A 26594-nucleotide genomic window follows, 5' to 3' on the forward strand; every position below is an offset into this window, starting at 1 on the left:
CGCAGGCAGAAACGGACATCCGATGACGACGAAGTACATCATGGCACTGGATTCGGGTACCACAGGAATCAGGTCAATCCTGTACAACCAGGAACTTGAAATCGTGGGAGAAGCCAGTCAGGAATTCACCCAGATCTACCCCCGGCCCGGCTGGGTGGAACACGACCCCATCGAGATTTGGAACACCCAGTTGGCCGTCGCCAGGCGTGCCACCGAGGCGGCAGGCATAGACCCCCGCGACATCAGCGCAATCGGTGTGACCAACCAGCGTGAAACCACTGTCATCTGGGAGCGCAGCACCGGCAAGCCCATCATGAACGCCATTGTGTGGCAGGACCGGCGGACCGCAGGCTTGTGCGATGAGCTCAAGGAAAAGGGCTTCGAAGAGCATGTCCGCGCAACCACCGGCCTGGTGGTGGATGCCTACTTCTCTGGAACCAAAATCGCGTGGATCCTGGACAACGTTCCAGGAGCCCGGGCTCGGGCAGAAGCCGGCGAGCTGTGCTTTGGCACCGTGGACAGTTGGCTGATCTGGAACCTCACCGGAGGCACGGCGCATGTGACGGACTACTCCAACGCGGCGCGGACCATGCTTTTCAACATCAACACCCTGGACTGGGACGACAAGCTGCTGGACGAACTGGGTGTTCCGCGGATGCTCCTCCCCCAAGTCCGCCCCAGTAGCGAGATCTACGGCCACACCTGCGATGCGATCTTTGCCGGGGCCCGCATCCCCGTGGCCTCGGCCGTGGGGGACCAACAGGCAGCACTGTTCGGACAGGCTTGCTTCGACCGGGGCATGGTGAAGGCAACCTACGGGACAGGGGCCAGCCTGGTCATGCACACCGGGGACGCACCTGTGAGCTCAACCAACGGGATGCTGACCACCATTGCGTGGGGCCTGAACGGCAAGGTGGAGTACGCGCTCGAAGGACTGATCTTCGTCGCCGCTGCCTCCATCCAGTGGCTGCGTGATGAACTGCGGGTCATCTACGACTCCGCGGACAGTGAGTACGCCGCCATGCATGTGGAGGACTCCGGCGGGGTCTACGTCGTGCCGGCGTTTACGGGCCTGGCAGCGCCGTATTGGGACCCTTATGCCCGCGGAGCGATCCTGGGCCTCACCCGTGGATCGAGCCGCAATCACATCATCCGGGCAACGCTTGAGTCCATTGCCTTTCAGATCAAGGACGTCATCGACTGCATGGAAACGGATGCAGGCATTCCGGTGTCCGAGATCCGGGTGGACGGCGGGGCTGTCCGCAACAACTTCCTCATGCAGTTCCAGGCGGACATGCTCAACGTCCGCGTGCTGCGTCCCCGTCAGGTGGAGTCAACGGCACGGGGGGCCGCCCTCTTGGCTGGACTAGCCTGCGGGATGTGGAGCGGCCAGGACCAGCTCCGCGAAACGTTCGCGTTGGACCGGGAGTTCGTTCCGGACATGGCCGAAGAGAAGCGGCACAAGCTGTACTCCGGCTGGCAGCGGGCCGTAGCCCGCGCTTCCGACTGGGAAGAGCACTAGACCATCCATTACTGCATATTGAGGAGAGGGCCACTATGTTGATGCCCGCCACTGAACCCACCATGTACTTCGTGGGGGTCACCACCAAGCAATCATCCATCATGCGCGTCTTCCCGGCGTGGGCGGAGGAATTGGGACTGTCCGCGGTCCTGAAAGGCATCGACCTTCCACCGGGAGCGCCGGCCGCCGATTACCAAGACGTCGTGCGCTTCCTCAAACAGGATCCGCTGTCGCTCGGCGCGTTGGTTACCACCCACAAGCTGGACATCGTCAGCGCAGCAGGCGAAAGCTTTGACGACTTCGGTGAAGATGCGCAGGTGCTGCACGAAATCAGCAGCATCTCCAAAAAGGACGGGAAGCTGTGGGGCAACGCCATGGATGCCGTCACCAGCGGGCTCTCGCTTGAGGCCATTGTGCCTGACAGCTACTGGGAGGACGGACAAGCTGAACTGGTACTGCTGGGTGCCGGTGGTTCGTCGCTGGCTCTGACGTATCACCTGCACAAGCGTGCACTCGCAGGGCTCCCGGTACCGGCCAGGATCACGGTGACCAACCGCCGGATCAGCCGCTTGGAGGAAATGCGTGCCATGCATGCCAGCCTTGGCAGCACCCTGCCCATCACTTACGTCCAAGTGGCTGACGCCACTGAAAACGACGCGGTTGTGGCAGCAGCGGCGCCCGGATCCGTCATTATCAACGCCACAGGGCTAGGTAAAGACCGTCCGGGCTCACCACTGACGGAGAACGTAGTCTTCCCTCAGGATGCCATCGCGTGGGACTTCAACTACCGCGGCGACCTCGTCTTCCTGGACCAGGCCCGGGCCCAGGAACCCGGCTTGAACGTCCGCGTCGAGGACGGCTGGGTCTACTTCCTGCACGGCTGGACCCGGGTAATCGCCGACGTCTTCGCCATCGACATTCCTACCCGCGGACCGATATTTGACCGGTTGTCCGACATTGCACTAAACGTTTCCAAGAAGGAGATCTCCAAATGAGTACCACACCTGCTGAAACCACTGTTCAGGCCGTTTTGACTGATTTTGATGTCAAGACCGGGTTGTCGACCACCAAGGCACCACTGCAGCGGCGGCTCTCGGCCATGGCCGATATGTATGCGGACCAGGCCGCAGCAGCGGCACAGGTGGCCCAAGACGACGTCCTGGTCTATGAGTTCTTCGACATGGGTGTCCCCTCCACGTCCGGAGACGTGGCATACGGAACCAGCATCACCTACCCGGGCAAGGTGGGCGACGAGTACTACATGACCAAGGGCCACTTCCACGAGGTACTGGACACAGCGGAGATCTACTACTGCCTCAGCGGCAACGGCTACATGCTCATGGAAAACCCGGAAGGCGACTGGCAGGCAGCCGAGTTCAAACCAGGCCAGGCCGTCTATGTTCCCCGCCGATACGCGCACCGCAGCATCAATATCTCCGCCACAGAGCCGCTGGTGACGTTCTTCGCCTTCCCGGGGCACGCCGGCCACGACTACGGAACCATCGAAACCAAGGGTTTCCGGAAGCTGTGCGTCGAGCGTGACGGCAGGCCCGAGTTCGTCGACAACCCGCGCTGGCAGGCCTGAGCATCATGTCTCGTTTGACAACGCACGAGGGCGGCAAGCCCCGGGTTGTGGTAACCCCCCGTTCCATTTCGGACGGGGGGCACCCCGCGTTGCGGAAACTCGAGCAGGCGGGATATGACCTGGTCTATCCCGCACCGGGCGCCGTCCCCAACGAAGAGCAGCTACGTAACGCGTTGCCGGGCTGCGTTGGCTACATCGCCGGGACCGAGCGCCTCAGCGGGTCCTTTCTGTCCGAGTTTCCGGAACTGAAAGCGATATCACGGAACGGTGTTGGCATCGACTCCATCGACGTCGATGCCGCATCCCGGCAAGGCATCAGTGTGTTAACAGCGCCTGGCGCCAATTCCCAGGGCGTCGCGGAGTTGACGATCGCGCTTATGTTGTCAGCGATGCGAGGAATCCCCTGGCACGATGAGCAACTCAAAACGGGACAGTGGTCGCGTCGTGCAGGCAGGGAAATTGCCGGACAGACACTGGGGTTGCTCGGTTGCGGTCAGATCGGGAGGAGGGTGGCAACCATGGCTTTGGGATTGGGCATGAAGGTTCAGGCCTTCGATGCATTCCCTTTGGAGTCCTTTGCTCCGTCTGAGGACTTCGCCTGGAAATCGTTTGAAGAGGTACTGGCGTCCTCCGATATCGTGTCCCTTCACATGCCACCTGCGGCGAAACCCATCATCGGACCCAACACCATAGACCTGTTGAAACCGGGAGTGGGAATCATCAACACGGCCAGGGCGTCCCTGTTGGACGACGCTGCTGTCCTCGCTGCATTGGAAACCGGTCACGTAGCATTCCTGGCCACCGACGTCTTTGAAATGGAACCTCCGGGCCGCACACCCTTGGTGCAGCACACGAATGTCATCGCGACCCCACACATCGGTGGATACACTGGGGAAAGCGTTGACCGGGCCACTTGGGCGGCTGTGGACAACCTGCTTCAGGCACTCGAACCCTAGACATTCAGACGGAGACACCGACATGACGGAGACTTTTACCGACGGCGGCCTGCTGCACCGGATATCGGCGCGGTTGCCCTACCTGCCGCCGTCGCTCCGTCTTGTTGCCGAAGCCGTCCTGAAGTCTCCAGAACGTGCACAAGCCATGACAATCACCGAACTGGCGCTTGCCGCCGGTGTCGGCGAGTCAACGGTTTCGCGATTCGTCAAGGAACTCGGTATTGATGGTTACAAGTCCATGCTTCTAGGCCTGGCCGAAGCGACCTTCATTTCCAAAGCAGCCACAAAGGCACTGACGTCAGAGGCTGAAGTTGTCTATGAAGGTGTCAACCGCGGAGATGACGTCTCAGACATTGCCGGCAAGGTTGAACGGAGCAGTATCCAGTCCCTCCGGCGGACCGCACAAAGGCAGGACGGCGACGCAATTCGGCGCGCAGTCGAGATGATCGATGCAGCCAACACCTTGGTTTTTTGCTGTATGGGATCCTCCAGCATTGCCGCCGAAGAGGCCGTCATGCGCTTCACACGGGCCGGAAAGAAATGCATGCTGTACCGGGATACCACCATCCAGGTCATGCTTGCCACGATCCTTGCTCCAGGGGACCTGCTCATCGGTATCAGCGACTCCGGGCGCAGTACCCCAATTATCGAAGCCATGCGCTTGGCCCAGGAACGTGGCGTGGAAACCATTGCCCTCACGGGTTCAGAAAGTTCGCCTCTTCAGCAGCATTCCAGCGTTGTGCTTTACACGGCGACAGTCCCCAGCGGCGGGGAACTGTACGGTGAATCCGTGACAAGCAAATGGGGTCAGTTGCTGGTCATCGATATCCTCTATGCAACATTTGCCAGTCGCAACTACGATGCCACCGTTGAACACCTCAAACGGACATACCAAAGCGCCATTCGTCAATCCAGGACAAACCTGTCCGGTACCGTTGGTGGCGCTTAACCATGTAACCAAGCGTGGCCAGCTTTTCATTTGTACCCTAATAGGTACGCGGGCAGCCAGAAACGCTTCAGGAGTCCCTTCCAGATCAGCAATGGGAGGAACTAGGTTCGGCAACCCCAGTGCTGCACCCAGTCGGACAAAGCACCGACCTCCAGAGAATCAAAGGTCACGTCCCCAGCGGGTTGCTGGCCTGGAGAAGGTATCGCGATGACCCTCATCCCGGCCGCGACGGCGGCTCTCGCGCCGGCTTCGGAATCTTCAAAGGCAAGACAATCTTGAGGACTTAAGCCAAGATCAGTACAGGCAGCGATATAGACATCTGGGGCGGGCTTCGGGCGTGTCACCTCATCAGCTGAGACAACAACATCGAACAGCCCGGCGAACCCTCCATGATGCAGGGAAACATCCAAGATGGGCCTGGCAGAATTGCTGGCGACGCCCACAGGGCGTCGTGAAGATACCTCTGTTACAAAACGCAGGGCCCCTGGCATGGCGACGGCGGACTCGCGAACCAATGCAAGATTTGTATCCAGCAATTGCGTTATGACCGCCCCGGATTCAACGCCAACATGCGCGGCAATACGGGGCCCTATCACGCTCGCCGGTAGCCCGACCAGCTCCGGAGAGGTGCGCTCAGCCGATACCCCATAGCTTTCCAGGACCATCCGCTGTGTATCTATCCACAACGACTCAGTGTCCATCAATAGGCCGTCGCAATCGAAAATCACGCCGTGTGGTCGCCAACTGCCGAAAGCCCTACAAATATCCGACATCCCGGGCGCCCTAACGTTCTTCTGCCATTGTATTGACCTAAATATTATCCAGCGGACACATGTTTCGTAATATAATAATAGCAGTTCCCGCCAAGAGCTATACGCAGTCGCCAGTTATTTTGCAGCAGGCACTGTCGTGACATTCAAGAACAGCACTAGACAGATGAAGGCCCCCGAAGATGCCCGTGTTACACAGAAATCCTGACCATGAAGTGGAGGCGCCGGAGGTGACGTCAAGTGCTCTCGCCGACGTGGATCTTCGCAACGGCATAACAACCCGTTCGAGGGCTGCTGTGCTGCACCCGGGTGTCGTCGCTTGCGGGCTTCCGGGCTGCGAGGACGGGTGCAAAGCTTCGCCAGGGCAAGGATATGAGGTTCGACCGGCGCGGAGTTCTAATTAACCCGCCACAGAGGGCTGACCGGCATCTCCTTCCACCCAGCGGCCGCGAGCCAAATCCAGGGGATGATCTGGCTTGATTCGAACCGCCATGCGTCTAGGGCGCCAGCCTTCCCGACCTTCTTGAGGGTGCATTCTCACGCCCGGCCGTCGCGACAGATCAGCTGCCACGATGGAGAAGCAACCGCGGATTTCAGGCCGGTGGCCTAACTGATGGCGTCGACTGCCTCGGAAATGTTCGCCGCAGCTTGAAGCAAGAGGCTGCCATATTCATGCTCATACGGAATGATACTGTCGCGAAGCCCCGCGATAGAGATAGCACCGCGCAGATTGCCCCGTGCATCGAACAACGGAGCGCCGACCGCTGCCACACCAATGGTCACGTCCTCGTCGGAGACACTGTATCCGCGGGAACGTGTTGTGGCCGCATCGGCCTCAAGTTCGTCTGCGGAAACCAGCGTGTGGTCGGTTAGCTTCTCCAGAGGTGCAGCCGAGGTCACATCCCAGCGGAGGGACTCATTCCAGGCGAGAATCGCACGGGATGAGGCGCCTGCATGCGGTGGGAGATGGCCACCAGGATTGAGCTGCATCAACGCGACCCTTGTTCCTTTGACCCAGTCCAGGCAGGCGATCGTCTGGCCACGCAAGGCACACAAGTAAACAGTTTGCCCCGTCACATCATTCAAGCGGAGCATCTCCGCTCGTGCGGCGCGTGCTTCTGGAATCTCCCGGAGCGCGGCGTCGGCAAGGTGGAGGACCTGGGTGCCCAACTGGGCACGGCCGTCGTCTCTCATCCCGACAAGGCCAACACGCCCCAGGGCGTCCAGGAGCCTGTACACACTCGGTCGGGGCATGGATATAGCCACTGCAATGTCCGCGATGCCCAGTGGTCCGTTGTCCGCCAACACATTAAGCAGTTCAGCACTGTTGGCCAGGACTTTGATGGGTTTGGCGGCCATCAGGCAATCCTGCTTTCAGCCACTGGTTCCATAAGATCTTCACGCGGGATTGCGCCCAGTGCACGGCTGACAGTTGCCGCAGCATCAGTCACGAGCCGCACCGGGTCATGGTCGCTGGTGAAGACCCGGTGAGTTTGGCCGCTGACGGACAGTGCGCCCACGACGGCACCTTTGTGATTGAAGATTGGCGCTCCAACCCCCCCAATACCTTGCCCCCAGTCGCTGTGCGCAACAGCAACGCCTGCTGAAGCAGTCTCTCGCAACAGCTCCCTCAGCTCCATCGCGCTCTTTGCCACGGGTCCAAACAGTTCGTCCTCCGGTAGCTCGCGCAGATAGCGTTCCACCACTTCCGTTGACTCGAAGGCCAGGATCGCGCGCGGCGCCGCGCCCTGCCCCAGCGGCATAGATTCGCCGAGTCTCAAATTATGGATCTGGACGTCAATGCCATCGATCCGATCAATGCACACGGCCGACAGGCCCCGTCGGATACACAAGAAGGCTGTCTGGCCTGTAATCATGTGGAGCTTCTCAAGCTCAGGCCGTGCCAACTCGCGCAAATCGAGTTGCGCCTCCAGCTTCGCTCCAAGGCGTACGAAGTCCAGTCCCAATCGGGTCATCCCGCGACGCGAACCATCCTCGACCCAACCAATCTTCTGCATAGTTGCAAGCAGTCGATACAGAGAGCTGGCGGGTTCTCCGGTGCGCTCCGCCAAGTCGGCCACGGTTAGCTCGCCCGCAGCAGCGATCGTCTGCAGGATGCCGGCGGACTTGGTAACCAAGTTCATCCCACCGATTGACTCGTCTGGTTCCGTCATCGAGCACCTCTCACGCAGCGGACAAAGTTCAGGAATGACGATACGTGCGGCAGTAGCTCGACGCAACAAGGTCCAATGCAAAATTAGCATAGAGTGGTCACTGCGTCTGAATGGCGATAATTTAAAATGGACGAACAGGAGCGCTGATGCCATCAACGACAGGCGGCGAAAATACTAAGATTCGGGCGGCAGTTCTGGAGGCGCCAGGAAAGTTCAGCGTCCAAAACGTGCCTCGTCCCGCCCTGGCAGCCCACGAAGTCCTGGTCCGTATCGCCTACACGGGAATCTGCGGCTCGGATTTCCCTATAGTCGACGGGATTCATCCACGCGCCACCCTCCCTTTGGTGCCGGGGCATGAAATGGCAGGCATCGTTGAAGAGTCCGGCGACGGCGAACTGCCCAGTGGAACAGTAGTTGCCGTCAATCCCCTCCTTTCATGCGGCGGCTGCGGCGCCTGTGCGCGCGGCCTGCCACACATCTGTCGAAATCTCAGGCTGCTGGGCATTGACGCGCCCGGGTCGATGGCGGAGCTCATGGCTGTGCCGTCGGCGAGTCTATTTCCGCTCCCAGCCGGCACCCCCTTGAAGGAGGCGGTGCTGGCAGAACCCCTGGCCGTCGCGGTCCATGCGATTCGTCGGTCGCGCCTGGTTTCCGGGGAAAGCGCGCTGATCTTCGGCGCCGGGCCGATTGGCCTGCTGATTGGCCTGGTCGCCCGCCACATCGGCGCATCGGTGACGTTGGTGGAACCAAACGACCGGCGCCGAGAGGCGGTGGAAGCTCTGGGGATGCCCGCCATTACGCCTAACGCCGCCCCTGTTGCCCGCGCGCTTCGGGACGACGTTGCTGATGTGGTTTTCGATTGTGCCGGACATCGCACGGTCACCCCGCTGCTTACTGAAGCCACCCCAGTCAGGGGAAGGATCGTTATTGTGGCCGTTCACCACGGCCCTTCGGAAGTCGACCTACGCGAGCTCGCGTTCGCCGAGCAGGAGATTATCGGCGTGCGCGTTTACGAGCGACGGGACTTTAGCGAGTCTGTCCGGCTGATCGGTGCCGGGTTGTTGCCAGTTGGTGCGGTACCCATCTCGGAGTACCCCCTCGAGTCGGCAATGGACGCTTTTAGTGAGGCACGTTCGGGCAGTGGAGCAGTGAAGGTCGTCATTAGAAGCTAAATTACTTCTTGGTGGACACTACGTCCGTTTTGCGATAATAATTGGTCATACGCAAATGACGAGATCGATGAGGACAGAGTCATGTCAACCAAGCAAGCAAGCAAGATGGGAACAGCGGAGCTCAACAAGCTGTCTGCTGCCGGACGGTGGCACGTGTTGAACACGGTGGCCTCTGCGAAGGCTGGCCACATTGGGGGGCCGCTGTCGGCCATGGACCTGCTGGTTTCGCTATATTTCAACGAGCTCACCCTTAACCCTCAGCAGCCGCAGGATCCGACCAGAGACCGCTTCATCCTTTCCAAGGGACACTGCGCAATCGGGCTCTATGCCGTACTGGCCATGCGGGGTTACTTCCCGCTCGACGAGTTGGCTACCTTCGACCAAGGTGGCTCGCGACTCCAAGGGCATCCGGACATGAAACTGACTCCGGGTGTGGACTCCTCCAGCGGGTCTCTGGGACAAGGGCTTTCGGCCGGCGCGGGAATGGCCATCGCGGCCAAGCGGCTCGGGGCGGAATTTCACACCTGGGTGATGTTGGGCGACGGGGAGCTTGAGGAAGGGATGGTGTGGGAAGCAGTCCACACTGCGCGGCGCTTTCAGCTGGACAACCTTACCGCCATCATCGACCTGAACGGTCTGCAGCAGTACGGATGGCCGGTAAAGGAGGAGGGCGACCGTTTCGACCGCTCAAACCCTTGGGCGGGAGTGGACCTCGAAAAGGTCTTCGCAGGCTTCGGATGGAACGTCGTTGCCGTGGACGGCCACAATTTTGATGAGATCCAGGCAGCATTCCACCAAGTCCGCGCAGGCCGCGGCTCGGGTAGGCCGACAGTAATCCTCGCCACCACCACCAAAGGCAAGGGCGTCTCCTTCACCCAGGGCACCTACAAATGGCACAACGGGGTTGCCACGCCGGAACAGCTGGCTATTGCCGCTGCAGAGCTCGGCCAGACCTTCGAAGGAGAAGCAAAGTGAAGGCACAACGCGATGTATGGGGTCACACACTGGTGGACCTCGCCCGGGAGGACGACCGGGTGGCTGTGGTGGACGGTGACTTGGCAACATCCACCAAGGCCGACCTCTTCGCTGAGGCCTACCCGGACCGGTTCTTCGAAATCGGCATAGCCGAACAGAACATGGTGGGTGTCGCATTCGGTTTGTCCACCCTTGGGTACCGGCCTTGGCTTTCCACATTCGGCGTGTTCTTGACCCACCGCGCCTTGGATCCCATACGCATGCTCGTGTCCCAGACAGGTGCCCCGGTGAAAATCGCTGCGTCTTATGCGGGACTCCTCAACGGCAGCAGCGGAAAAACACATCAGGACATCGAGGACTTCGCCATCATGCGCGCGATGCCCGGCATGACAGTAATTGCCCCGGCCGATGCTGTCGAGGCGGAAGCAGCCATCCGCTGGTCCGCGGACTACGACGGTCCCGTCTACTTGCGGCTGGCACGGGACGCCGTTTCCGATCTCTTCGCCCCTGGTCACGTCTTCACCCCCGGATCAGTGCATGTGCTCCGCGAAGGGAATGACGCAATCCTCGTTTCCACTGGTGTCCAGAGTTCGCGCGTCATGGACGCCGCGGCGCTGTTGGCCGACCAAGGAATCGAAGTCCGGGTAGTTCACGTTCCCTGCCTCAAACCCGTGGACGAAGCGGCACTGCTGACTGCCCTCTCGGGCCCCATGCCCATCTTCACCATCGAAGAACACAGCATTATTGGAGGACTGGGCGGGCTGGTCAGCGAACTGGTCACCAGCACTACGCTGGGCAAGACCGTCACACGGCTTGGCCTCGCCGATGCCTGGTCTGAATCGGCCCCCAACAGCTATTTGCTGGACAAGTACGGCCTCTCTGCAACGCGCGTCGCAGAGCAAGTCCGGCGCGCGTTGGCCGACGACTGAGTCGCGGGTCCTGAGCGCATGAGCAGCCTTACCCACAGAACCATTCGTGCGGGATCGGCCTATCGTTCCCACGGTGCAGGACAGTCAGTCCAAGGACAGAAGGTCCGCCAGCGCCTGCAAACCGTGGTGACCCTGACGCCGTCGCCGGTGGTGGACCGGGTGTACTTCTTCGAAGACTTGGTGCCCGGCGCCGTGAACCGGGCGTTCGCCGTCGAGGAATACCTGGGCGGCAACGGCATTAACGTCGCCCGGACACTGACACTGGCAGGCAATACCACCAGCGCCGTCATCCCCGTGTGCCATTTGGACAACTCGGGCCTCGCCCTCGTTCAGGGAGAGGGCGATCTGGTCCGCATCGTGTCTGTTTCAGCGCCCATCCGGGTCAACACTGTGCTGGTAAGTTCAGGCGGGTCCACCACGAATGCCAACCAAAAGCCGGGGCACTTACCGGAGCCCGAGTGGCGGTCCGTCTGCGAAGCCACACTCGACCAACTCCGGGCTATGGACGCGGACTGGCTGGTTGTCGCCGGGTCATTACCCCAGGCTTCGGATGGACACACAGTTGATTTGCGGTGGTTGCTGCACCAAGCACGTGAACTCGGAGCCAAAGTGTGCTTGGACATCAACGGACCGGACCTTTGCCGATGGGCCAACAGCAATCTGGTGGACCTCGTCAAACCCAACGTTCCGGAGCTTGAGCAGTTTGCCGGGCACCCGCTGCGAACGGTTGGCGACGTAGTCAACGCAGCACGATCTCTCGCCGACGCGGGCATCGGCACAGTGCTGGCCAGCATGGGAGGGGATGGCCTGATAGGGCTCGGCCCCGACGGCGTCCTGTGGGCTCGGCCGCCCAAAACGCCGGTGGTCAATACAACCGGCGCGGGTGATGCGGCCCTCGCCGGGTTCCTCAGCGAAACGTGCCTGGATCCCGGTGGCCCCACCGGAGCACACAATCGCCGGACCTCCTTTGCTGAGGCGTTGGCGCGTTCCGCCGGCTGGGGAGCAGTCGCCGTCGGGCGTTCCACAACAGCCCTGGGCGGCCTCACGGAAGTCCCGGACGTCATCGTCCAGGAGCCGGACCCCGTCTATCGCCTCGGCAACGCCTGAGGCGCCTCAACTAAGCATAGGAGCACATCATGAACTCACGTACTGCCCTGATCACCGGCGGCGCCCAGGGAATCGGCGCCAAGGTGGCACATACTCTCGCAAACCGTGGTTGGCGCGTGCTGGTGGCCGATCTGAACGAAGGGCCGGCCAAGGAATTGGCTGACGAACTCAACGGCAGCTTCCCCGCTGCCGCTCCCCACCTCGGCTTCGGCGTTGACGTCGCTGACGAGGACAGCGTACTGAATCTCTTCACCGCCCTTTCCAGCGAAACCGACCGGCTGGATGGTCTGGTGAACTGCGCCGGCAACATTCTTCGCCAGCCTGCCGAGGAACTCGACATCAAGCAATGGCGCCGACTGCTGGACATTCATCTCACCGGGTCGGTCCTCATGGCGAAGAACGCGTTCCCTCTGCTCAAAACAGGCAGCGGCTCGATCGTAAACATTGCTTCCGTCGGTTCCACGTTCGGCCTGCCAGGCCGCTCCGCGTACGCCACCGCCAAGACGGGAATGCTCGGATTGACACGCACCCTGGCCGTCGAATGGGGCCCCCACGGCATCCGCGTCAACGCGGTAGCTCCGGGCTACGTCAACACCGAAATGGTTCGAAGCGGCCTGCGGAACGGGACCCTCAGCGAGCAGGCCCTCATGGGGCGGACACCGTTGGGCAGGCTTGCTGAGCCGAAAGAGATCGCTGCCGTGATCGCCTTCCTGCTCTCGACGGATGCCTCGTTCGTCCACGGTGAAGTCATTAAGGTCGACGGTGGACTCACGATCGACGGCACGTTCAGTCAGTAACTGCTCAGCGAAATGGGCGGCCGGAACAGTTGTTCCGGCCGCCCATTTATTGCGTTAAGGCGAAGTCAGGGTTCGACGGCGATTTTCGGCATGGCGCCCCGGCCCACCTTCTCGAAGGCAACAGCAATGCTGGTGAGCGGCACGGTTTCCACCAGCAGGTCCCCCAACCCGGGATGTGTCTGGAGGATGTCGAGCGCCAGCTGGTAGTCCGGGCGGTGGGAACTGTAACTGGTGGTGATGTCCAGCTCCTTCCGCACGGCGTCGTTGGCTGCCAACGCCGGTGGCGCTCCATAAAGCGCCACCACCACCAGCCGCCCCTGGGCCGGGAGCTCACGGACGGCGTCGGCCAAGGCCGAGGAGGCTCCGGCAGCTTCGATCCACACATTTGGCTTGAAGCCGGGGGGAAGGGTTTCCACCAAGTCCAGACCCAGCCGGTCGGCGAGACCGCCACGGGCTGCCACATCATGGGCCGTACCCTTGAGAACAACACGAGCGCCGAGATGCCTGCAGACTAAAGCGGACAGGATACCTATGGTTCCGGGGCCGCTCACCACAACGGTGTCCGCGGCTGTCACACTGCCACGGTCCGCCACTGCCCGCGCGGCCACCGATAGCGGCTCGGTGAGGACCGCTGTCCGGGCCGGCACATCATGCGGCACGGCCAGCAGCTGAGTGGCGGGGATAGCGACGAAGCGTGCGGCGCCCCCGTCGCGCGTCAGACCCAAGGTGACCTTATCCGGGCAACCGTTCGCGTAGTCCATCATACAAGCGGGGCAGCTCCCGCAGCCGGACTGAGCGATGGCCACCACGCGGGTCCCAGGCTTTAGGCCGCCGGGGTCATCGCTGCGGACAATCCTTCCCACAATCTCGTGGCCCAGGACGGTTCCGCACGGCACCCAGCCGTAGCCGTCGTCGCCGTTCCAGATGTGCAGATCGGACCCGCAAAGACCACAGTATTCCGTCTGAACCAGCACCTCGCCAGCATGAAGCTGCGGGGTTTCCCGCATTCTTACCTCGATGCTCCGTTGGTCCATCGAAGCACGGACGGCGGCATGGGCCGCCGGGAACATGGTTGCCATGGTGTTTCCTCCGGGATATGGCAGTTCCCGGCGTGCCACTGGCGCCGCCGGGAACTGATTGACGTAAGCAGTACTAGACCTGCTCCAACGGAATGCCGGTGTTGTTCTCCCATTTCAGGACTACAACGCTGGATACAGCCGCAACTGCGATTACGTAGATGTTGAAGACCCAGCCGCTGCCGATCGAGTAGAGCCAGGTGCTGAGATAAGACGCTGTCCCGCCGCAAATGGCGACGCCTAGGGATATCGAAACCCCAAAGATCCGCGTGCGGTAACGGTTGGGGATCTGCTCAGAGATGGCAGCTGGCTTGGAGCCGGTGATAAAGGCGACCAGCAGGAGTCCCGCGGTCTGGGCGACCAGCAAAGTCCAAGGTTCGTTTGTCATGAGGCCCCACAACGGGAACACGGTGGCCGCGATGCCTAGCAAGGAGATCAGTGTGGTGGTCTTCCTTCCCCAATGGTCGGAAATCCAGCCTGAGACAGGCAGGAAGACAATATAGACCACTTGGGCGATCACGCTCATGACGAACGCCTGCCCCGGGTCCATGCCCCTGACTCCGATGGCGTAGATAGCTGCCGAGGTGACCCACGTGTAGTAGGTGAGGGTAGATCCAGCTTCATAAAGAAACAACTTCACGCCGGCCGAAAACACTTGTTTCTTGCTCCATGGAGCTGGGGCGCTGGCACTTGGAACTGCGGCGACATGTTCGCTCTCCATCATGCCGCTTCGCAGCCATAGAGCTGCTACCGCCAGCATTGCACCCGCCGCAAAGGGAACTCGCCAGCCCCACTCCATCATTTCCGACTTGCTGATCAGACCGGTCAACACAGCCATGAAGAGCGTTGCAAGGAGGGATCCGGACCCCACTGCGATAAATACCGTGCTAGACCACAAGCCACGACGCTTGGCTGGTGCGATCTCGGCGGTGTACGCATAGGACGTCGTCGACTCCCCGCCGTGGGCAAAGCCCTGGATCAGGCGGGCCAAAAGGAGTAGTAAGGACGCCCAGCTGCCAATCGCGGCGTAGGAAGGAATCAAGGCAATCCCGAGGCTGGCGCCGGCCATTAGAAACATAGTGGTCAGCAGGACACGGCGTCGGCCGAGCTTGTCCGCAAGGGGACCGAAGACCAGCCCGCCAATGGGCCGCATGAGGAAGCCTACAGCAAAGACGGCCAGCGTACTCAGCAGTGCAGACATGGGGTTGCCGGAGTTGAAGAGGCTCCCGGCGATATAGACGGAGGCAACCGTATAGATGGTCCAGTCGAACCACTCAAGCAGGTTACCTACGCCAGTGGCGAGCAAGGATTTACGTTTCAGGCGCTGTCTTCTTGGGCCGGACTCCGGTTTTGCGCTGTTCTGCTCAACAATCGTCATTGAATGCTCCCGCCTTGGGAAGCCACACGAAGTGGCTCAACTCGAAATTGACCAAGGACCTCCCTACCTGAAAGCAGCGGTCTGGCCCTTGGAAGGGCGAGGTAAGCCGAGTGACTCACCTTCGCGGTTAACATCACCATCCGAACAAACTGTCTGTCAAATGATAATTTATAATCGGAATGATCCGTGTCTCAATCGCATCGCCTAAGAACCAAAAAGCGGCCCATGGCCCAGCTACAGGAGGAAGAAATGGACGAAAACCTAAAAGGTAGGGTTGCTCTCGTCACCGGAGCCAGCAGCGGAATCGGAGCCAGCGTCGTCCGCCGTCTCCTTGCCGCCGGCGTCAGGGTGCACGGCGTAGCCCGTCGGTTGGACGCATTGGAAGCTGTCAGCTCCGAACACCTGGACAGCGGTCAGTTCGTGGCACACGCCCTGGACGTAGCCGACATAAGGGCAGGGCGTGCCCTCGTGGCACAGCTCGCGCAGAATGATCCCATCGATATTCTGGTCGCTGCAGCTGGAACGAACGTGCCGCGGCGCAGGATTGCGGAACTCACGGACGAGAGCTTTGACCAAATCATGAAGACAAACGTGTATGGCGTCTTCACACTGCTCTCCGCCTCACTTGACCAGCTGCGCGAGCGCCAAGGAGATGTGGTCATCATCTCAAGTATCGCTGCCAACTGGCCAGACCACAGTGGTGCTGCCTACGGCGCGTCCAAGTCTGCACTTCTGGGCCTGGCCCGAGGTGCATCCAGAGACGAACACGGCAACGGCATCCGAGTTTGCAGCATATTGCCCGGCATCGTCGACACCCCTATTCTTGACCTGCGTCCCAGCCCGCCTCCGCGGGAAGTCCGCGACTGGGCCATTCATCCCGACGACATCGCGGAGGCAGTCCACTGCGCCGTCAGTCTTCCACCGCGGACCAACCTTGCAGAAATCAGCGTTGTAGCCACGAGGCTGCAATCGCTCAGTAACACTCAGGCCGCTACGCCCGAGCTTCCAGCAAGCATGCGGGGCAACAACTGAACTGGTTGTGCATCGAATTTGATTTGATGATCGAAACTGGACGGGTCAGCGTTTTGTTGGGTGCCAAGACTTCTGCAATAGATTGCCGCGGTGCCGTTCCACGGGACAACTGGATCCTATTCCAACGGATACGGCGCAAACTGGCTCCTTGGTCGCCCAGGCATTCGTGACTGCAGAGGCTAGCGCGGTGGGTGCCCTTACATCTCCTTGCTGTGCACCCATCGTGCTAGATGACGCACATTCTCTTGGGATTTGGCAGTTCAACGGTTTCAGAGCCCAGCTTGGACCCGGTTAACCGGGAACTTTTACCGGTGCGTAATTAGCCAAGAAGTAGAAGTGAAGGCCACGTTAGTCCCAGAATGCCTGGCCTTGTACCCCACGGGGACGCTCGAGGTACAGGGAATTGATCGGAGGATCGTTGGTAGGCAAAAGATCAACTACGCGTCCGCCTGTGAGGTCATGGCGAATCAGATACTGCCGCAGAAATGGTTCGCAGCGAACAACTGATCGCACGGTACCGAGAGCGCATCTCATGGCTCGGATAAGGTGAGGAGAGTCCGGCAGCAGCGTTCGGATTCTGGATGCGTTTTAGTGACCCTGTGAGCACGACGCTGCGGTCGTTCTCGGCGCCGTAGAGACGCTGCGGTCGTTCTCGGCACCGTAGATTAGAATGCCGATGGTTTCGTTGTGGTGCTCGCGGCGGAGTATGTCATCGACGAGGGCGACGTAGAAGTTGAGTTTGCCGGCGTACTCAGGCGAGTTCGGCTTGGCTCACGCTGAGCCGGTTGCGGTGCCAGGATTCCATCCCAGCAGACTAACGTCTCAGTCCGCACGTTCACATGCGTGTTGTCCCACTCCCGCTAGGCTAGTGACACATCGGGCCGCCACAGGGGGATTTCATGCGTCGCCGTATCGCGTTAGTGTCTATTGCCGCATTTTCGCTGGGAATGCTCACGGCCTGCGCCGTCCCCAGCAGCCTCAAACTGAATCCATCGGAAACCACTGTCGAGTACAGATTCCGCGACAGTTCCGTTCCGCCCAAATACCATCGCAGCTACACCATCAAGGCCTCTGACAAGGAAGCCAGCATCACGGTCGATTCCTACGGCGACGTGCTTCGTCAGGAAACTGCTGCCATGCCCGCAGAGACGTGGACAGACGTCATGGACCTTGCCCGAAGCCTTCCCGAGCGCACCAAGGACGTCCCCGCTCCAAAGCCTGGCTGCGCAGGCGGCACTGCATCGAAGATTGTCGTCCGTGAAGGCGAGCAAGAGCGATACTCCCAGCGAGTTGAAGATTGCGGCGGAGGCCCTGTCACACCACTTACGGACACAGCTGCGCCGCTGGAAGCACTTTTCGACATGAAGGATCTGCTGAAAACCGGCGCATGACGTTTAGCTTTGCCCTACAAGGGACAAAGCTAAGGCGCCGGGACCAGCCTCTCGGTACGATTAGCAGCGGAGGCACCAATGTCCAGGTCAATGCAACGAACCAGCAAAGCACCGACTACGAGTTCCTTACGGTCTGGAGAGTGGCCGGAACGCCCGAGGAAGTGGTGGATGTCCTCGGTAACGCGGGCACCCTTAAGCAGTGGTGGCCTTCGGTGTATCTCAAGGTGACACCAGTGGCGCGAGGCAACGCGGACGGCGTGGGCTCCTCGTTCGATCTCCACACCAAGGGCTGGCTCCCCTATACGTTGCGCTGGCGACTCACCGTTACCGAACCCATCACCCTGCACGGATTTGCGCTCAAAGCCGAGGGCGACCTCAACGGCACTGGCCGCTGGACCTTCGAGACGGACGGCCCTGAAGTCGTGATCACCTACGACTGGCGGGTGAGCACCGCCAAGCCACTGCTCCGCAGGCTGAGCTGGCTCCTGAAGCCTGCGTTCTCGGCCAACCATCACTGGGCCATGGCGCGCGGCGAAGAAAGCCTGAAACTTGAGCTTCGCCGTCGTCGTCCCGGGGCGGACCTCAGCCGCATACCTGAGCCGCCAGGACCAACCTTTGTCCGCACCAAGGGCCAACTTTCAACGCAATAAGGGTGGAGCCAGCATCCCCGCACCCGCGAAAAGTATCCACATAGGCAACAATCCGAGGCCAGTCGGGCTCCGAACTCCCGATAGAATCAAGACGCTGACAACAGACAGCATCCAGCCAGGCGATCGAGGGAGGACTCCGTGCGCTCATTGCAGCCCCGGGCACCCTTCCATGCGTTGCGGTCCGGCGCGATCTCGCTCGTAATCGTGCTTCTGGCAGCTGGGGCTCACGTGATCGGCGGCGGGGAACTTCCCGCTATCCCGGTCCTGTTGGCACTTGTCGCGTTGACAGGATTGGCCGCGACGCTGGCCACTCGCTTCAAGCTCAACTTCACCGCCATGACGGCATTGCTGGGAACCAGCCAGCTCGTACTCCACGAAGCCTTCACGGCTTTGAGTCCAGTAACGGCAACAGCTCCAGGGAACTCGCACCACGCTGGCGAACCTCTGAATCCCTTGCTCTACACGGCGACGCCCCACGTCCATGAGTTGGGCACAACTCTGGGCACTGCGATGTTGGTTGGCCACATCCTGGCGACGATCGGGTCTGCCGTGATCCTGGCCAAGGGCGAGGACGCCCTGTGGCAGTTGGCGGCCTGGCTGCGCCCCTTGGTTGCGCTGCCCACCCTGCTGTTCAGGCCCGACGCCGGCGCCTCCCCTATCGCCGTCGACTCACCTGACGTTTTCCTGCCCCGCCCTTGGCGGAACCTGAGGCAAGACAGCCGCCGCGGCCCGCCCGCCGCCGTCGTTCTTCCCTGATTCCGCCCGGCACCAACGCAACGCACTCAGCAGACGCCTTTGGTGACGGGCCACAAACCCGTACCCGCGCCAGTTTTCGGCGCCCCGAAAGGCAATCCCATGAAGAAGTCCACCCTCCGCCGTACCCTGTCCGCGACCGCTGCCGCTGGCGGAACCGCTGCCCTGATGATGGCCGGTCTTGCCGGAGCATCTGCACACGTATCGGCAGATCCGAACAAGACTGCTGCGAACTCGTACGCCTTGTTGACGTTCGGCATCCCCCACGGCTGCGACACGTTCGGCACAACAAAAGTCGCTATCTCGTTGCCCGAGGAACTGACCGATGCCCAGCCCACGGTCAACCCAAACTGGACGGTTGAGAAGGTGACGGAGACGTTGCCAGGGCCGAAGAAGTTGGCTGATGGCACCACCATCACCAAACGGACCAGCCAGATCGTCTACACAGCCAAGGCCCCGCTGGATCCACATCTTCGTGATGCTTTGGTTCTCTCGGTCAAGCTGCCCGACGCCGCCGGCAAGACGCTCTATTTCCCGACGCTGCAGACCTGCGAGCAGGGCCAGACTGACTGGTCGGAGATCCCGAAGGAGGGACAGGACGAGCACGATCTCAAAGCCCCGGCCCCGTCCGTCACCATCACACCTGCCGAAGCCGAAGGTGACCACCACGCAGCAAACGCGGTGTCAACAGAGCAGGCGTCATCGGTAACCGACGACGGATCACAAGCGCGAAGCTGGGCGGGCCTTATTGCCGGTATCGCCGGTTTGGGCCTGGGCGGCGCCGCATTCTTCCGCGGCCGGTCAGCAAAGACAGCAGCAGCCAAAGTCGACGCCAAGTAACACGGTGGTTGGCGTCCGGAATATCACGATCCGGACGCCAATCCGCTTTCCTTGCCGTGGCTCAATTGACTCACGTCACACCCGGCGCAAGGCTGGTGCCCATGTGGACTCAGCGCATCAAAACCGGACTTGTGACGACGACGGCCGCAGCCTCGCTGCTGCTCCTTGCTGCTTGCGGGCCAAGCCCAAGCCCCGCGGGAAGCAGCAGTGCCCCGCCCACCTCATCTTCCGCATCTCCGACGTCGGCCTCCCCCAGCGCGAGCAACTCACCTTCGCCGTCCGGTACGGTCACCTCCGCAGCACCCGCCGAAGGTCAATGCAGGGCCGATTCCCTGACTGCCGCCACTGATTCCACTGGCGGCGGCGCTGCCGGAAGCATCTACGAAAAATTGATCCTGACGAACTCCGGAACCACGCCTTGTACCTTGGAAGGCTTCGCTGGCGTTTCCCTGACGGCCGACGCCAACGGTGCCCCTATCGGCGAGCCCGCTACCCGTGAAACCACTACGCCGGTCACCAAGGTCGAGCTTGCCCCGGGGAAATCGGCATGGGCTGAATTGCGTTACACCCAGGCTGGAAACTACGGCGATTGCACCAAAGTTCCTGCTGCTGGTTACCGCATTTACCCACCTAACGACACTGCGTCACTGTTCGTCGCTGAGCAACACGATGCCTGCAGCAACGCGGGCATCAAACTCCTGACCATCACTGCCTTCCAGGCTGTCTAACCGTCAGCCCACGGCTCGGGCTTATTCTGTCTGAGCCGTGGGGCATGATGGAGGAATGCAGGAGCAGCAGGCGTCCATCGGCGCCATAGGCCGTTTCAGCCAAGCAACCAGGGAATGGTTCCTCGGCGCTTTCTCCGCGCCCACTCCCGCCCAGGATGGCGCATGGAACGCTATCTCTTCGGGCTCGCATGCCCTAGTTGTGGCCCCGACTGGTTCCGGCAAGACTCTCGCCGCCTTCCTTTGGGCCTTGGACAGGTTGCATTCCACGCCGTCGGACGCGTTGCCCGGATTGGAGTCCGTCTCCGACGGAAAGGGTCGCGCGAAACGTCCCAAGACCAAGACCCGCGTCCTTTATATATCGCCGCTCAAAGCACTGGGCGTAGACGTGGAGCGGAACCTGCGGGCACCGCTTATCGGGATCACGCAAACCGCCAAGCGACTGGGGCTTCCGGCACCTCTGGTTAGTGTCGGCGTCCGTTCGGGAGATACGACGGCGGCAGATCGCCGCTCGCTGTTATCGAACCCGCCGGACATCCTGATCACTACGCCGGAATCCCTGTTCTTGATGCTGACGTCCCGGGCCCGGGAAACGTTGAGCGAAGTAGACACCATCATCATTGACGAAGTGCATGCTGTTGCTGGCACCAAACGGGGCGCCCACCTTGCGGTGTCCCTGGAAAGGCTGGATGCCCTTCTACCGAAGCCTGCCCAGCGGATAGGCCTCTCCGCTACGGTGCAACCGCGTGAGCTTGTGGCCCAGTTCCTGGCTGGCCAGGCCCCTGTGGAAATTGTTGCTCCGCCGTCCAAGAAGAACTGGAATCTCACAGTCACTGTGCCTGTAGAGGACATGTCGGACCTCCAAGGAGCTGCGGGCGCGTTTGACTCCGGTCCTGCCTCCGGGCTTCAGCCGCAAGCATCCATCTGGCCCCATGTTGAGGAACAGATTGTCGATCTTGTCCTCTCCAAGCAGTCCACTATCGTCTTCGCCAACTCACGCCGCTTGGCTGAACGGCTAACCGCCAGATTGAACGAGATCCATGCCGAGCGGCAAATGCTGGCCGCGGCCGGCGGTGAGTGGGGTGCTGCCGAAAAGGAAGAGGATTCGGGAAGCTGGGGCACCGGGCCGGCCGCCAAGTCTGCGGGGACCGCTCCCGTGTCCACTGCGACCCCGGCGCATATGATGGCGCAGGCCGGCAGCACGACCGGAGCAGATCCTGTCTTGGCGCGCGCCCACCACGGTTCAGTCTCCAAGGATCAGCGGGCCATGATCGAGGATGATCTGAAGTCGGGCAGGCTCCGCTGCGTCGTTGCCACATCGTCACTGGAACTTGGCATCGATATGGGAGCCGTGGATCTGGTCATCCAGGTGGAGTCGCCGCCGTCGGTAGCCAGCGGCCTGCAGCGTGTAGGGCGTGCCGGCCACCAAGTGGGCGAGATCTCCGAGGGCGTGTTGTTCCCCAAGCACCGGGCTGACCTCCTTCACACCACCGTCACCGTGGAACGGATGCTAAGCGGCCAAATCGAACGGCTCAGCATTCCCACAAATCCCTTGGATATTCTGGCCCAGCAAACCGTCGCCGCCACTGCCTTGGGCAGCATCGACGTCGAGGAATGGTTCAGCACTGTCCGTCGGTCGGCGCCGTTTGCAAGCCTGCCCCGATCCGCGTTTGAGGCCACACTCGATCTTCTTGCCGGAAGGTATCCCTCCGACGAATTTGCAGAACTTCGGCCACGCATTGTCTGGGACCGCCATGCAGGCACCATCGAGGGCAGGCCCGGGGCACAGCGACTTGCGGTCACTTCGGGTGGCACCATTCCGGACCGAGGTCTGTTCGGCGTGTACATCATCGGCACGGAAGTTGAAGGATCCTCATCCTCCGCCAACGCCGATGCTGAAGGCCCCAGTGCCTCCGCCCGCGCCGCGAAAGGTGGTCGCCGCGTTGGTGAACTCGACGAAGAAATGGTCTACGAATCGCGGGTGGGCGATATCTTTGCCCTCGGAGCCACCAGCTGGAAAATCGAAGACATCACCCACGACCGCGTTTTGGTCTCCCCTGCTTTCGGTCAACCGGGAAAGCTGCCCTTCTGGAAAGGCGATTCGCTCGGCCGTCCGGTGGATCTCGGCCGCGCTTTGGGAGCCTTCATCCGCGAACTCTCCGCGGCCGACCCCGCGCCAGCCATGGAGCGCTGCCAAGCGAGTGGGCTCGATGCCTTTGCGGCCGGCAACCTGCTGCAATATCTGGAAGAACAGAAGCAAGCCACAAACATCGTTCCCAGCGATCGGACCTTGGTTGTGGAACGTTTCCACGACGAGCTCGGGGACTGGCGTGTTGTTCTCCACAGTCCGTTCGGAATGCCTGTCCACGCGCCGTGGGCTTTGGCCGTTGGACAACGCCTTCAGCAGCGTTACGGCTTGGACGGTTCAGCCATGGCCGCCGATGATGGCATCGTTCTTCGTGTCCCCATGATGGAGGACGAGCCGCCCGGTGCTGAGTTGTTCCTGTTCGATCCCGAAGAACTCGAACAGATCATCACCGCCGAGGTGGGCGGCAGTGCCTTGTTCGCCTCCCGGTTCCGTGAGTGCGCGGCCCGCGCCCTGCTGCTGCCCCGCCAAAACCCAGCCAAGCGCCAACCCCTGTGGCAGCAACGGCAACGCTCTGCCCAATTACTGGATGTCGCCCGGAAGTATCCGTCCTTTCCTATCGTGCTGGAAACCGTCCGCGAATGCTTGCAGGATGTTTATGATCTGCCCGCCCTCAAGGACATTGCGGCATCAGTCGAGCGCCGTGAACTGCGCATTGTGGAGACCACCACCCAGCAGCCTTCACCTTTCGCGAAGTCCCTGTTGTTTGGCTATGTAGCCCAGTTCCTCTACGAAGGCGATTCCCCCTTGGCGGAGCGTCGGGCCGCAGCGCTGGCCTTGGATTCCACGCTGCTCAATGAGCTTCTGGGCAGAGTGGAACTCCGCGAGCTCCTTGACGCCGCGGTCATCGATGCCACGGAACGCGAGCTGCAGCGGCTGGTACCGGACCGTCGCGTGCGCGGAATGGAAGGTGTCGCTGATCTCCTCCGGCTCCTTGGTCCGCTCAGCGTCGAGGAAGTGGCGGAGCGCCTTGAAGAAGGGCCGGACGCGGGCTCACACCTGGCCGCTCTCCAGAAAGCCAACCGGGCGCTGAAGGTAACGATCGGCGGCGTCGAGCGTTTCGCAGCAGTGGAAGACGCCGCCCGGCTGCGCGACGCCATTGGTGTCCCTCTGCCCATGGGCGTGCCGCTCGCCTTCATTGAGCCCGTCCACGATCCCTTGGGCGACCTCGTCTCACGGTATGCGCGCACCCACGGACCATTCACAGCAGCCGAGGCCGCGTCCAGGCTGGGACTTGGCGTCGCCGTCGTCAATACTGCACTGAAGCGGCTCGCTGCCGATGGCCGTGTTGTGGAGGGCGAGTTCCGGCCACATGCCGTGGCGACGGAGAGCGCCCCACTAGAGCCTCTGGACTCCGAGCTCATGTCCGCCGAGGCACCGCCGTCCAGCGAATGGTGTGATGCCGAGGTCCTGCGGAAGCTCCGGCGTCGTTCACTGGCTGCCTTGCGCGCAGAGGTTGAGCCCGTTGACGCTGCCGCCTATGGGCGGTTCCTGCCGGCCTGGCAGAACGTGACGGCGCCTGGGAAATCCCGGAGCCAGGCATTGCGCGGACTCGACGGCATCATCACGGCGGTTGATCAACTCTCAGGCGTTCCCATCCCCGCTTCCGCATGGGAACCATTGGTGCTCTCAAGCCGCCTGGCGGACTACAAACCAGCCATGTTGGACGAACTCATGGCCGCCGGTGAGTTGCTGTGGTCCGGGGCTGGGGCCTTGCCCGGAAACGACGGCTGGATCAGCCTCCACGTGGCTGACTCCGCCGAGCTGACGCTCAATCCTGCTCCGGACTTCGAACCCGGCGACGCCCAACAACGGCTGCTGGACTACCTGGGTGCAGGTGGCGGTTACTTCTTCCGCCAACTCACTGAGGTGGCAGGCGGAATGGACGCTGTGTTGAGCGATGACGCCGTGGTCTCGGCACTCTGGGATCTGGTGTGGGCCGGCCGCGTCACGGGTGACACCTTTGCGCCGGTGCGGGCCATGATCGCCGGTGGGCGCACAGCGCACCGGCAGGTCGCCAAGGCACCTCGGGCCCGTGCCCCGAGAATGAGCAGGTTGGGGCGCTCCCACGGTACGGGCCTTCTGGGATCCCCCGGGCTAACGGGTGGGCGCTATGGTTCTGTCTCCGGCACCGCTCCCGCCCCGCCATCAGCGGTAGGACGCTGGTCTGCGCTGCCTTCGCCCGAACTTGACCCGACCATCCATGCACGCGGCACCGCCGAGCTCCTGCTGGATCGGTATGGCGTGGTCACCCGGGGCTCGGTCATGGCCGAGAACATCATTGGCGGTTTCGGACTCATGTACAAAGTTCTGGCCCGGCTCGAAGAAGCCGGGCGTTGCCGCCGTGGCTACTTCATCGAGCATCTGGGAGCGGCCCAATTCGCCGTCCCCGCAACCGTGGACAGGCTCCGTTCCTTCACCGAAGATGCGCGCATCACCAAAGCAGAACCCGCAGCCTTGGCACTCGCAGCCACGGACCCGGCCAACCCTTACGGCGCCGCGTTGCCTTGGCCGGCGCTGTCCGTCGACGCCGGTTCCGGACACCGCCCCGGACGAAAGGCCGGTGCGCTGGTAGTGATGGTCGACGGCGCGTTGGTCCTTTATGTTGAGCGCGGCGGTAAGACTCTTCTCACCTTCAGCCATGATGACGCCGTCCTGGCGGTCGCTGCCGAAGCTTTGGTGGACGTGGTGCGACGCGGAGCGGTGGACAAGCTTTTCATGGAAAAGGTCAACGGTCACGACCTCCTGGACACGCCGATTGCTGCTGCGCTTGCGGCCGCCGGAGCCTACTCAACCCCGAAGGGGCTGCGGATCCGTGCCTGAGGGAGACTCCATTTGGCGTGCAGCCACGCGCCTCAACGCCGCCTTGGCAGAACAGGTCATCACAGCTTCAGACTTCCGGGTACCGCGCTTCGCCACCCTGAACCTTGAGGGTTGGACCATGACCGAGGTGGTTCCCCGGGGCAAGCACCTGCTCATGCGCCTCGTGGGACCTGCCGACGAGGAACCCGGCGCGAGCAGGAAACCCCGCGAGCTGACCATCCATTCCCATCTCAAGATGGAAGGCAGTTGGATGGTCTACCCGCCGGGAGGCCGCTGGACCAAGCCAGGCCACACCGCGCGTTGCGTGCTACGAACGGCTTCCGCTGACGCGGTCGGGTTCTCGCTGGGCATTCTCGAGGTGGTGCCAACCAGTGAGGAAGATCGGATCGTCGGGCATCTCGGGCCTGATCTGCTCGGCCCTGACTGGGATGAAGAAGAAGCCCTCCGCCGGCTCCAAGCTGAACCTGACGTCCCCATCGGCTACGCCCTGCTCGATCAGCGGAAGCTGGCCGGGATCGGCAACATCTACCGCTGCGAAGCGTGCTTCCTTTCCGGAATCCACCCCGCATTGCCTGTGGTCTCGGTGCCGGACCTCGCCAAGACCGTCAACGATGCCAAGAGACTCCTGGGCGAGAATCTGGGTCCAGGCCTGCGGAGCACCTTGGGTCCTCGGGCGATGAGGCCCGGCTACTGGGTTTACGGCAGGGCTCGCCAGCCATGCAGGCGCTGCGGGACACCTATTCGTCGCGATGTCCTCGCAGCGCCGGATGGAACCGAGGAGCGGGACATCTACTTCTGTCCCAGATGCCAACCACGTCACTAGGACTCGAAACCCGTCAGGACG

The 26594-nt window shown here is 61.7% G+C and carries 23 protein-coding genes and 1 pseudogene; 18 read left to right on the forward strand and 6 right to left on the reverse strand.

Annotated features, from left to right (window positions below):
- Window positions 1-22 precede the first annotated feature (22 nt).
- Genes glpK through KSW38_RS00710 form a run of 5 tightly spaced genes read left to right on the forward strand, consistent with a single transcriptional unit; the run spans window position 23 to window position 5012 of the window.
- Entirely contained in the window at window positions 23-1522 is a 1500-nt protein-coding gene (gene glpK / locus KSW38_RS00690) for a glycerol kinase GlpK (protein WP_216921499.1), read from the forward strand.
- A gap of 35 nt (window positions 1523-1557) precedes the next feature.
- Window positions 1558-2517 (forward strand): shikimate dehydrogenase family protein, encoded by a 960-nt coding sequence (locus KSW38_RS00695; protein WP_216921501.1) that lies wholly within the window; start codon window positions 1558-1560, stop codon window positions 2515-2517.
- A complete protein-coding gene (locus tag KSW38_RS00700) occupies window positions 2514-3107 on the forward strand; it encodes a glucose-6-phosphate isomerase (protein WP_216921502.1) in 594 nt (197 codons plus the stop codon). Before KSW38_RS00695 ends, KSW38_RS00700 begins: the two co-directional genes overlap by 4 nt.
- Window positions 3108-3112: 5 nt before the next feature.
- Window positions 3113-4063: a phosphoglycerate dehydrogenase gene (locus tag KSW38_RS00705; protein WP_216921504.1), complete on the forward strand. Its 951-nt coding sequence runs from the start codon at window positions 3113-3115 to the stop codon at window positions 4061-4063.
- Window positions 4064-4085: 22 nt separating this feature from the next.
- Window positions 4086-5012 (forward strand): MurR/RpiR family transcriptional regulator, encoded by a 927-nt coding sequence (locus KSW38_RS00710; protein ID WP_216921506.1) that lies wholly within the window; start codon window positions 4086-4088, stop codon window positions 5010-5012.
- A gap of 101 nt (window positions 5013-5113) precedes the next feature.
- On the opposite strand, the gene KSW38_RS00715 is transcribed toward KSW38_RS00710, so the two are convergent.
- The 3 genes from KSW38_RS00715 to KSW38_RS00725 form a co-directional block, all read right to left on the reverse strand.
- On the reverse strand, window positions 5114-5785 hold the full coding sequence (locus KSW38_RS00715) for an HAD family hydrolase (protein WP_216921507.1): 672 nt from the start codon (window positions 5783-5785) through the stop codon (window positions 5114-5116).
- A gap of 603 nt (window positions 5786-6388) precedes the next feature.
- A complete protein-coding gene (locus KSW38_RS00720) occupies window positions 6389-7141 on the reverse strand; it encodes an IclR family transcriptional regulator (RefSeq protein WP_216921509.1) in 753 nt (250 codons plus the stop codon).
- Complete coding sequence (locus KSW38_RS00725; RefSeq protein ID WP_216921511.1) at window positions 7141-7956, reverse strand: IclR family transcriptional regulator; 816 nt, start codon at window positions 7954-7956, stop codon at window positions 7141-7143. The genes KSW38_RS00720 and KSW38_RS00725 overlap by 1 nt, the downstream gene beginning before the upstream one ends.
- 227 nt (window positions 7957-8183) lie before the next feature.
- On the opposite strand from KSW38_RS00725, the gene KSW38_RS00730 reads away from it, so the two are divergent.
- From KSW38_RS00730 to KSW38_RS00750, 5 genes are all read left to right on the forward strand, one after another.
- On the forward strand, window positions 8184-9128 hold the full coding sequence (locus tag KSW38_RS00730) for a zinc-dependent alcohol dehydrogenase (RefSeq protein WP_308169250.1): 945 nt from the start codon (window positions 8184-8186) through the stop codon (window positions 9126-9128).
- A gap of 81 nt (window positions 9129-9209) precedes the next feature.
- Entirely contained in the window at window positions 9210-10103 is an 894-nt protein-coding gene (locus KSW38_RS00735; RefSeq protein WP_216921515.1) for a transketolase, read from the forward strand.
- A complete protein-coding gene (locus KSW38_RS00740; RefSeq protein ID WP_216921530.1) occupies window positions 10100-11032 on the forward strand; it encodes a transketolase family protein in 933 nt (310 codons plus the stop codon). Before KSW38_RS00735 ends, KSW38_RS00740 begins: the two co-directional genes overlap by 4 nt.
- An 18-nt stretch (window positions 11033-11050) precedes the next feature.
- Window positions 11051-12139 (forward strand): 1-phosphofructokinase family hexose kinase, encoded by a 1089-nt coding sequence (locus tag KSW38_RS00745; protein WP_216921533.1) that lies wholly within the window; start codon window positions 11051-11053, stop codon window positions 12137-12139.
- 29 nt (window positions 12140-12168) lie between these two features.
- A complete protein-coding gene (locus KSW38_RS00750; protein WP_216921535.1) occupies window positions 12169-12936 on the forward strand; it encodes an SDR family NAD(P)-dependent oxidoreductase in 768 nt (255 codons plus the stop codon).
- Between the two features lie 65 nt (window positions 12937-13001).
- Here the strand turns inward: KSW38_RS00750 and KSW38_RS00755 are convergent, their stop codons facing one another.
- Together KSW38_RS00755 and KSW38_RS00760 are read right to left on the reverse strand one after the other, a co-directional pair.
- Entirely contained in the window at window positions 13002-14015 is a 1014-nt protein-coding gene (locus KSW38_RS00755) for an alcohol dehydrogenase catalytic domain-containing protein (RefSeq protein ID WP_216921538.1), read from the reverse strand.
- Between the two features lie 73 nt (window positions 14016-14088).
- Complete coding sequence (locus KSW38_RS00760) at window positions 14089-15390, reverse strand: MFS transporter (protein WP_216921541.1); 1302 nt, start codon at window positions 15388-15390, stop codon at window positions 14089-14091.
- Window positions 15391-15639: 249 nt separating this feature from the next.
- Here KSW38_RS00760 and KSW38_RS00765 point away from each other — a divergent pair, with 249 nt between their 5' ends.
- Window positions 15640-16422 (forward strand): SDR family oxidoreductase, encoded by a 783-nt coding sequence (locus KSW38_RS00765; protein ID WP_216921544.1) that lies wholly within the window; start codon window positions 15640-15642, stop codon window positions 16420-16422.
- A 588-nt stretch (window positions 16423-17010) separates the two neighbouring features.
- Here the strand turns inward: KSW38_RS00765 and KSW38_RS23295 are convergent.
- Window positions 17011-17169 (reverse strand): annotated as a pseudogene (locus KSW38_RS23295) (hypothetical protein); the annotation flags it as partial.
- Window positions 17170-17342: 173 nt separating this feature from the next.
- Between KSW38_RS23295 and KSW38_RS00775 the strand changes: the two are divergent.
- The 7 genes from KSW38_RS00775 to KSW38_RS00805 all read left to right on the forward strand — a co-directional run bounded on the left by KSW38_RS00775 (window position 17343) and on the right by KSW38_RS00805 (window position 26573).
- Entirely contained in the window at window positions 17343-17813 is a 471-nt protein-coding gene (locus KSW38_RS00775) for a hypothetical protein (protein WP_308169253.1), read from the forward strand.
- The gene (locus tag KSW38_RS00780) at window positions 17810-18463 is read left to right on the forward strand and encodes an SRPBCC family protein (RefSeq protein ID WP_216921549.1); all 654 of its coding nucleotides are present in this window, start codon (window positions 17810-17812) and stop codon (window positions 18461-18463) included. Before KSW38_RS00775 ends, KSW38_RS00780 begins: the two co-directional genes overlap by 4 nt.
- 138 nt (window positions 18464-18601) lie before the next feature.
- Window positions 18602-19219, forward strand: coding sequence for a hypothetical protein (locus tag KSW38_RS00785; RefSeq protein ID WP_216921552.1), 618 nt, complete (start codon window positions 18602-18604; stop codon window positions 19217-19219).
- A 99-nt stretch (window positions 19220-19318) separates the two neighbouring features.
- Window positions 19319-20056, forward strand: a complete 738-nt coding sequence (locus KSW38_RS00790) for a YcnI family copper-binding membrane protein (RefSeq protein ID WP_216921555.1) — start codon at window positions 19319-19321, stop codon at window positions 20054-20056.
- Window positions 20057-20157: 101 nt separating this feature from the next.
- Window positions 20158-20784, forward strand: a complete 627-nt coding sequence (locus tag KSW38_RS00795) for a DUF4232 domain-containing protein (RefSeq protein WP_216921558.1) — start codon at window positions 20158-20160, stop codon at window positions 20782-20784.
- A 55-nt stretch (window positions 20785-20839) separates the two neighbouring features.
- A complete protein-coding gene (locus KSW38_RS00800) occupies window positions 20840-25750 on the forward strand; it encodes an ATP-dependent helicase (RefSeq protein ID WP_216921561.1) in 4911 nt (1636 codons plus the stop codon).
- Window positions 25743-26573, forward strand: coding sequence for a DNA-formamidopyrimidine glycosylase family protein (locus KSW38_RS00805; protein ID WP_216921564.1), 831 nt, complete (start codon window positions 25743-25745; stop codon window positions 26571-26573). Before KSW38_RS00800 ends, KSW38_RS00805 begins: the two co-directional genes overlap by 8 nt.
- Window positions 26574-26594: the final 21 nt, after the last annotated feature.

This window comes from Paenarthrobacter aromaticivorans (genome assembly GCF_019038615.1).
In the GTDB taxonomy this organism is placed as follows: domain Bacteria; phylum Actinomycetota; class Actinomycetes; order Actinomycetales; family Micrococcaceae; genus Arthrobacter; species Arthrobacter aromaticivorans.

Coding starts and splice junctions, on each gene's coding strand:
- glpK (WP_216921499.1), top strand. CDS start 23: ATGACGACGAAGTACATCATGGCACTGGATTCGGGTACCACAGGAATC.
- KSW38_RS00695 (WP_216921501.1), top strand. CDS start 1,558: ATGTTGATGCCCGCCACTGAACCCACCATGTACTTCGTGGGGGTCACC.
- KSW38_RS00700 (WP_216921502.1), top strand. CDS start 2,514: ATGAGTACCACACCTGCTGAAACCACTGTTCAGGCCGTTTTGACTGAT.
- KSW38_RS00705 (WP_216921504.1), top strand. CDS start 3,113: ATGTCTCGTTTGACAACGCACGAGGGCGGCAAGCCCCGGGTTGTGGTA.
- KSW38_RS00710 (WP_216921506.1), top strand. CDS start 4,086: ATGACGGAGACTTTTACCGACGGCGGCCTGCTGCACCGGATATCGGCG.
- KSW38_RS00715 (WP_216921507.1), bottom strand. CDS start 5,785: ATGTCGGATATTTGTAGGGCTTTCGGCAGTTGGCGACCACACGGCGTG.
- KSW38_RS00720 (WP_216921509.1), bottom strand. CDS start 7,141: ATGGCCGCCAAACCCATCAAAGTCCTGGCCAACAGTGCTGAACTGCTT.
- KSW38_RS00725 (WP_216921511.1), bottom strand. CDS start 7,956: ATGACGGAACCAGACGAGTCAATCGGTGGGATGAACTTGGTTACCAAG.
- KSW38_RS00735 (WP_216921515.1), top strand. CDS start 9,210: ATGTCAACCAAGCAAGCAAGCAAGATGGGAACAGCGGAGCTCAACAAG.
- KSW38_RS00745 (WP_216921533.1), top strand. CDS start 11,051: ATGAGCAGCCTTACCCACAGAACCATTCGTGCGGGATCGGCCTATCGT.
- KSW38_RS00750 (WP_216921535.1), top strand. CDS start 12,169: ATGAACTCACGTACTGCCCTGATCACCGGCGGCGCCCAGGGAATCGGC.
- KSW38_RS00755 (WP_216921538.1), bottom strand. CDS start 14,015: ATGGCAACCATGTTCCCGGCGGCCCATGCCGCCGTCCGTGCTTCGATG.
- KSW38_RS00760 (WP_216921541.1), bottom strand. CDS start 15,390: ATGACGATTGTTGAGCAGAACAGCGCAAAACCGGAGTCCGGCCCAAGA.
- KSW38_RS00765 (WP_216921544.1), top strand. CDS start 15,640: ATGGACGAAAACCTAAAAGGTAGGGTTGCTCTCGTCACCGGAGCCAGC.
- KSW38_RS00780 (WP_216921549.1), top strand. CDS start 17,810: ATGACGTTTAGCTTTGCCCTACAAGGGACAAAGCTAAGGCGCCGGGAC.
- KSW38_RS00790 (WP_216921555.1), top strand. CDS start 19,319: ATGAAGAAGTCCACCCTCCGCCGTACCCTGTCCGCGACCGCTGCCGCT.
- KSW38_RS00795 (WP_216921558.1), top strand. CDS start 20,158: ATGTGGACTCAGCGCATCAAAACCGGACTTGTGACGACGACGGCCGCA.
- KSW38_RS00800 (WP_216921561.1), top strand. CDS start 20,840: ATGCAGGAGCAGCAGGCGTCCATCGGCGCCATAGGCCGTTTCAGCCAA.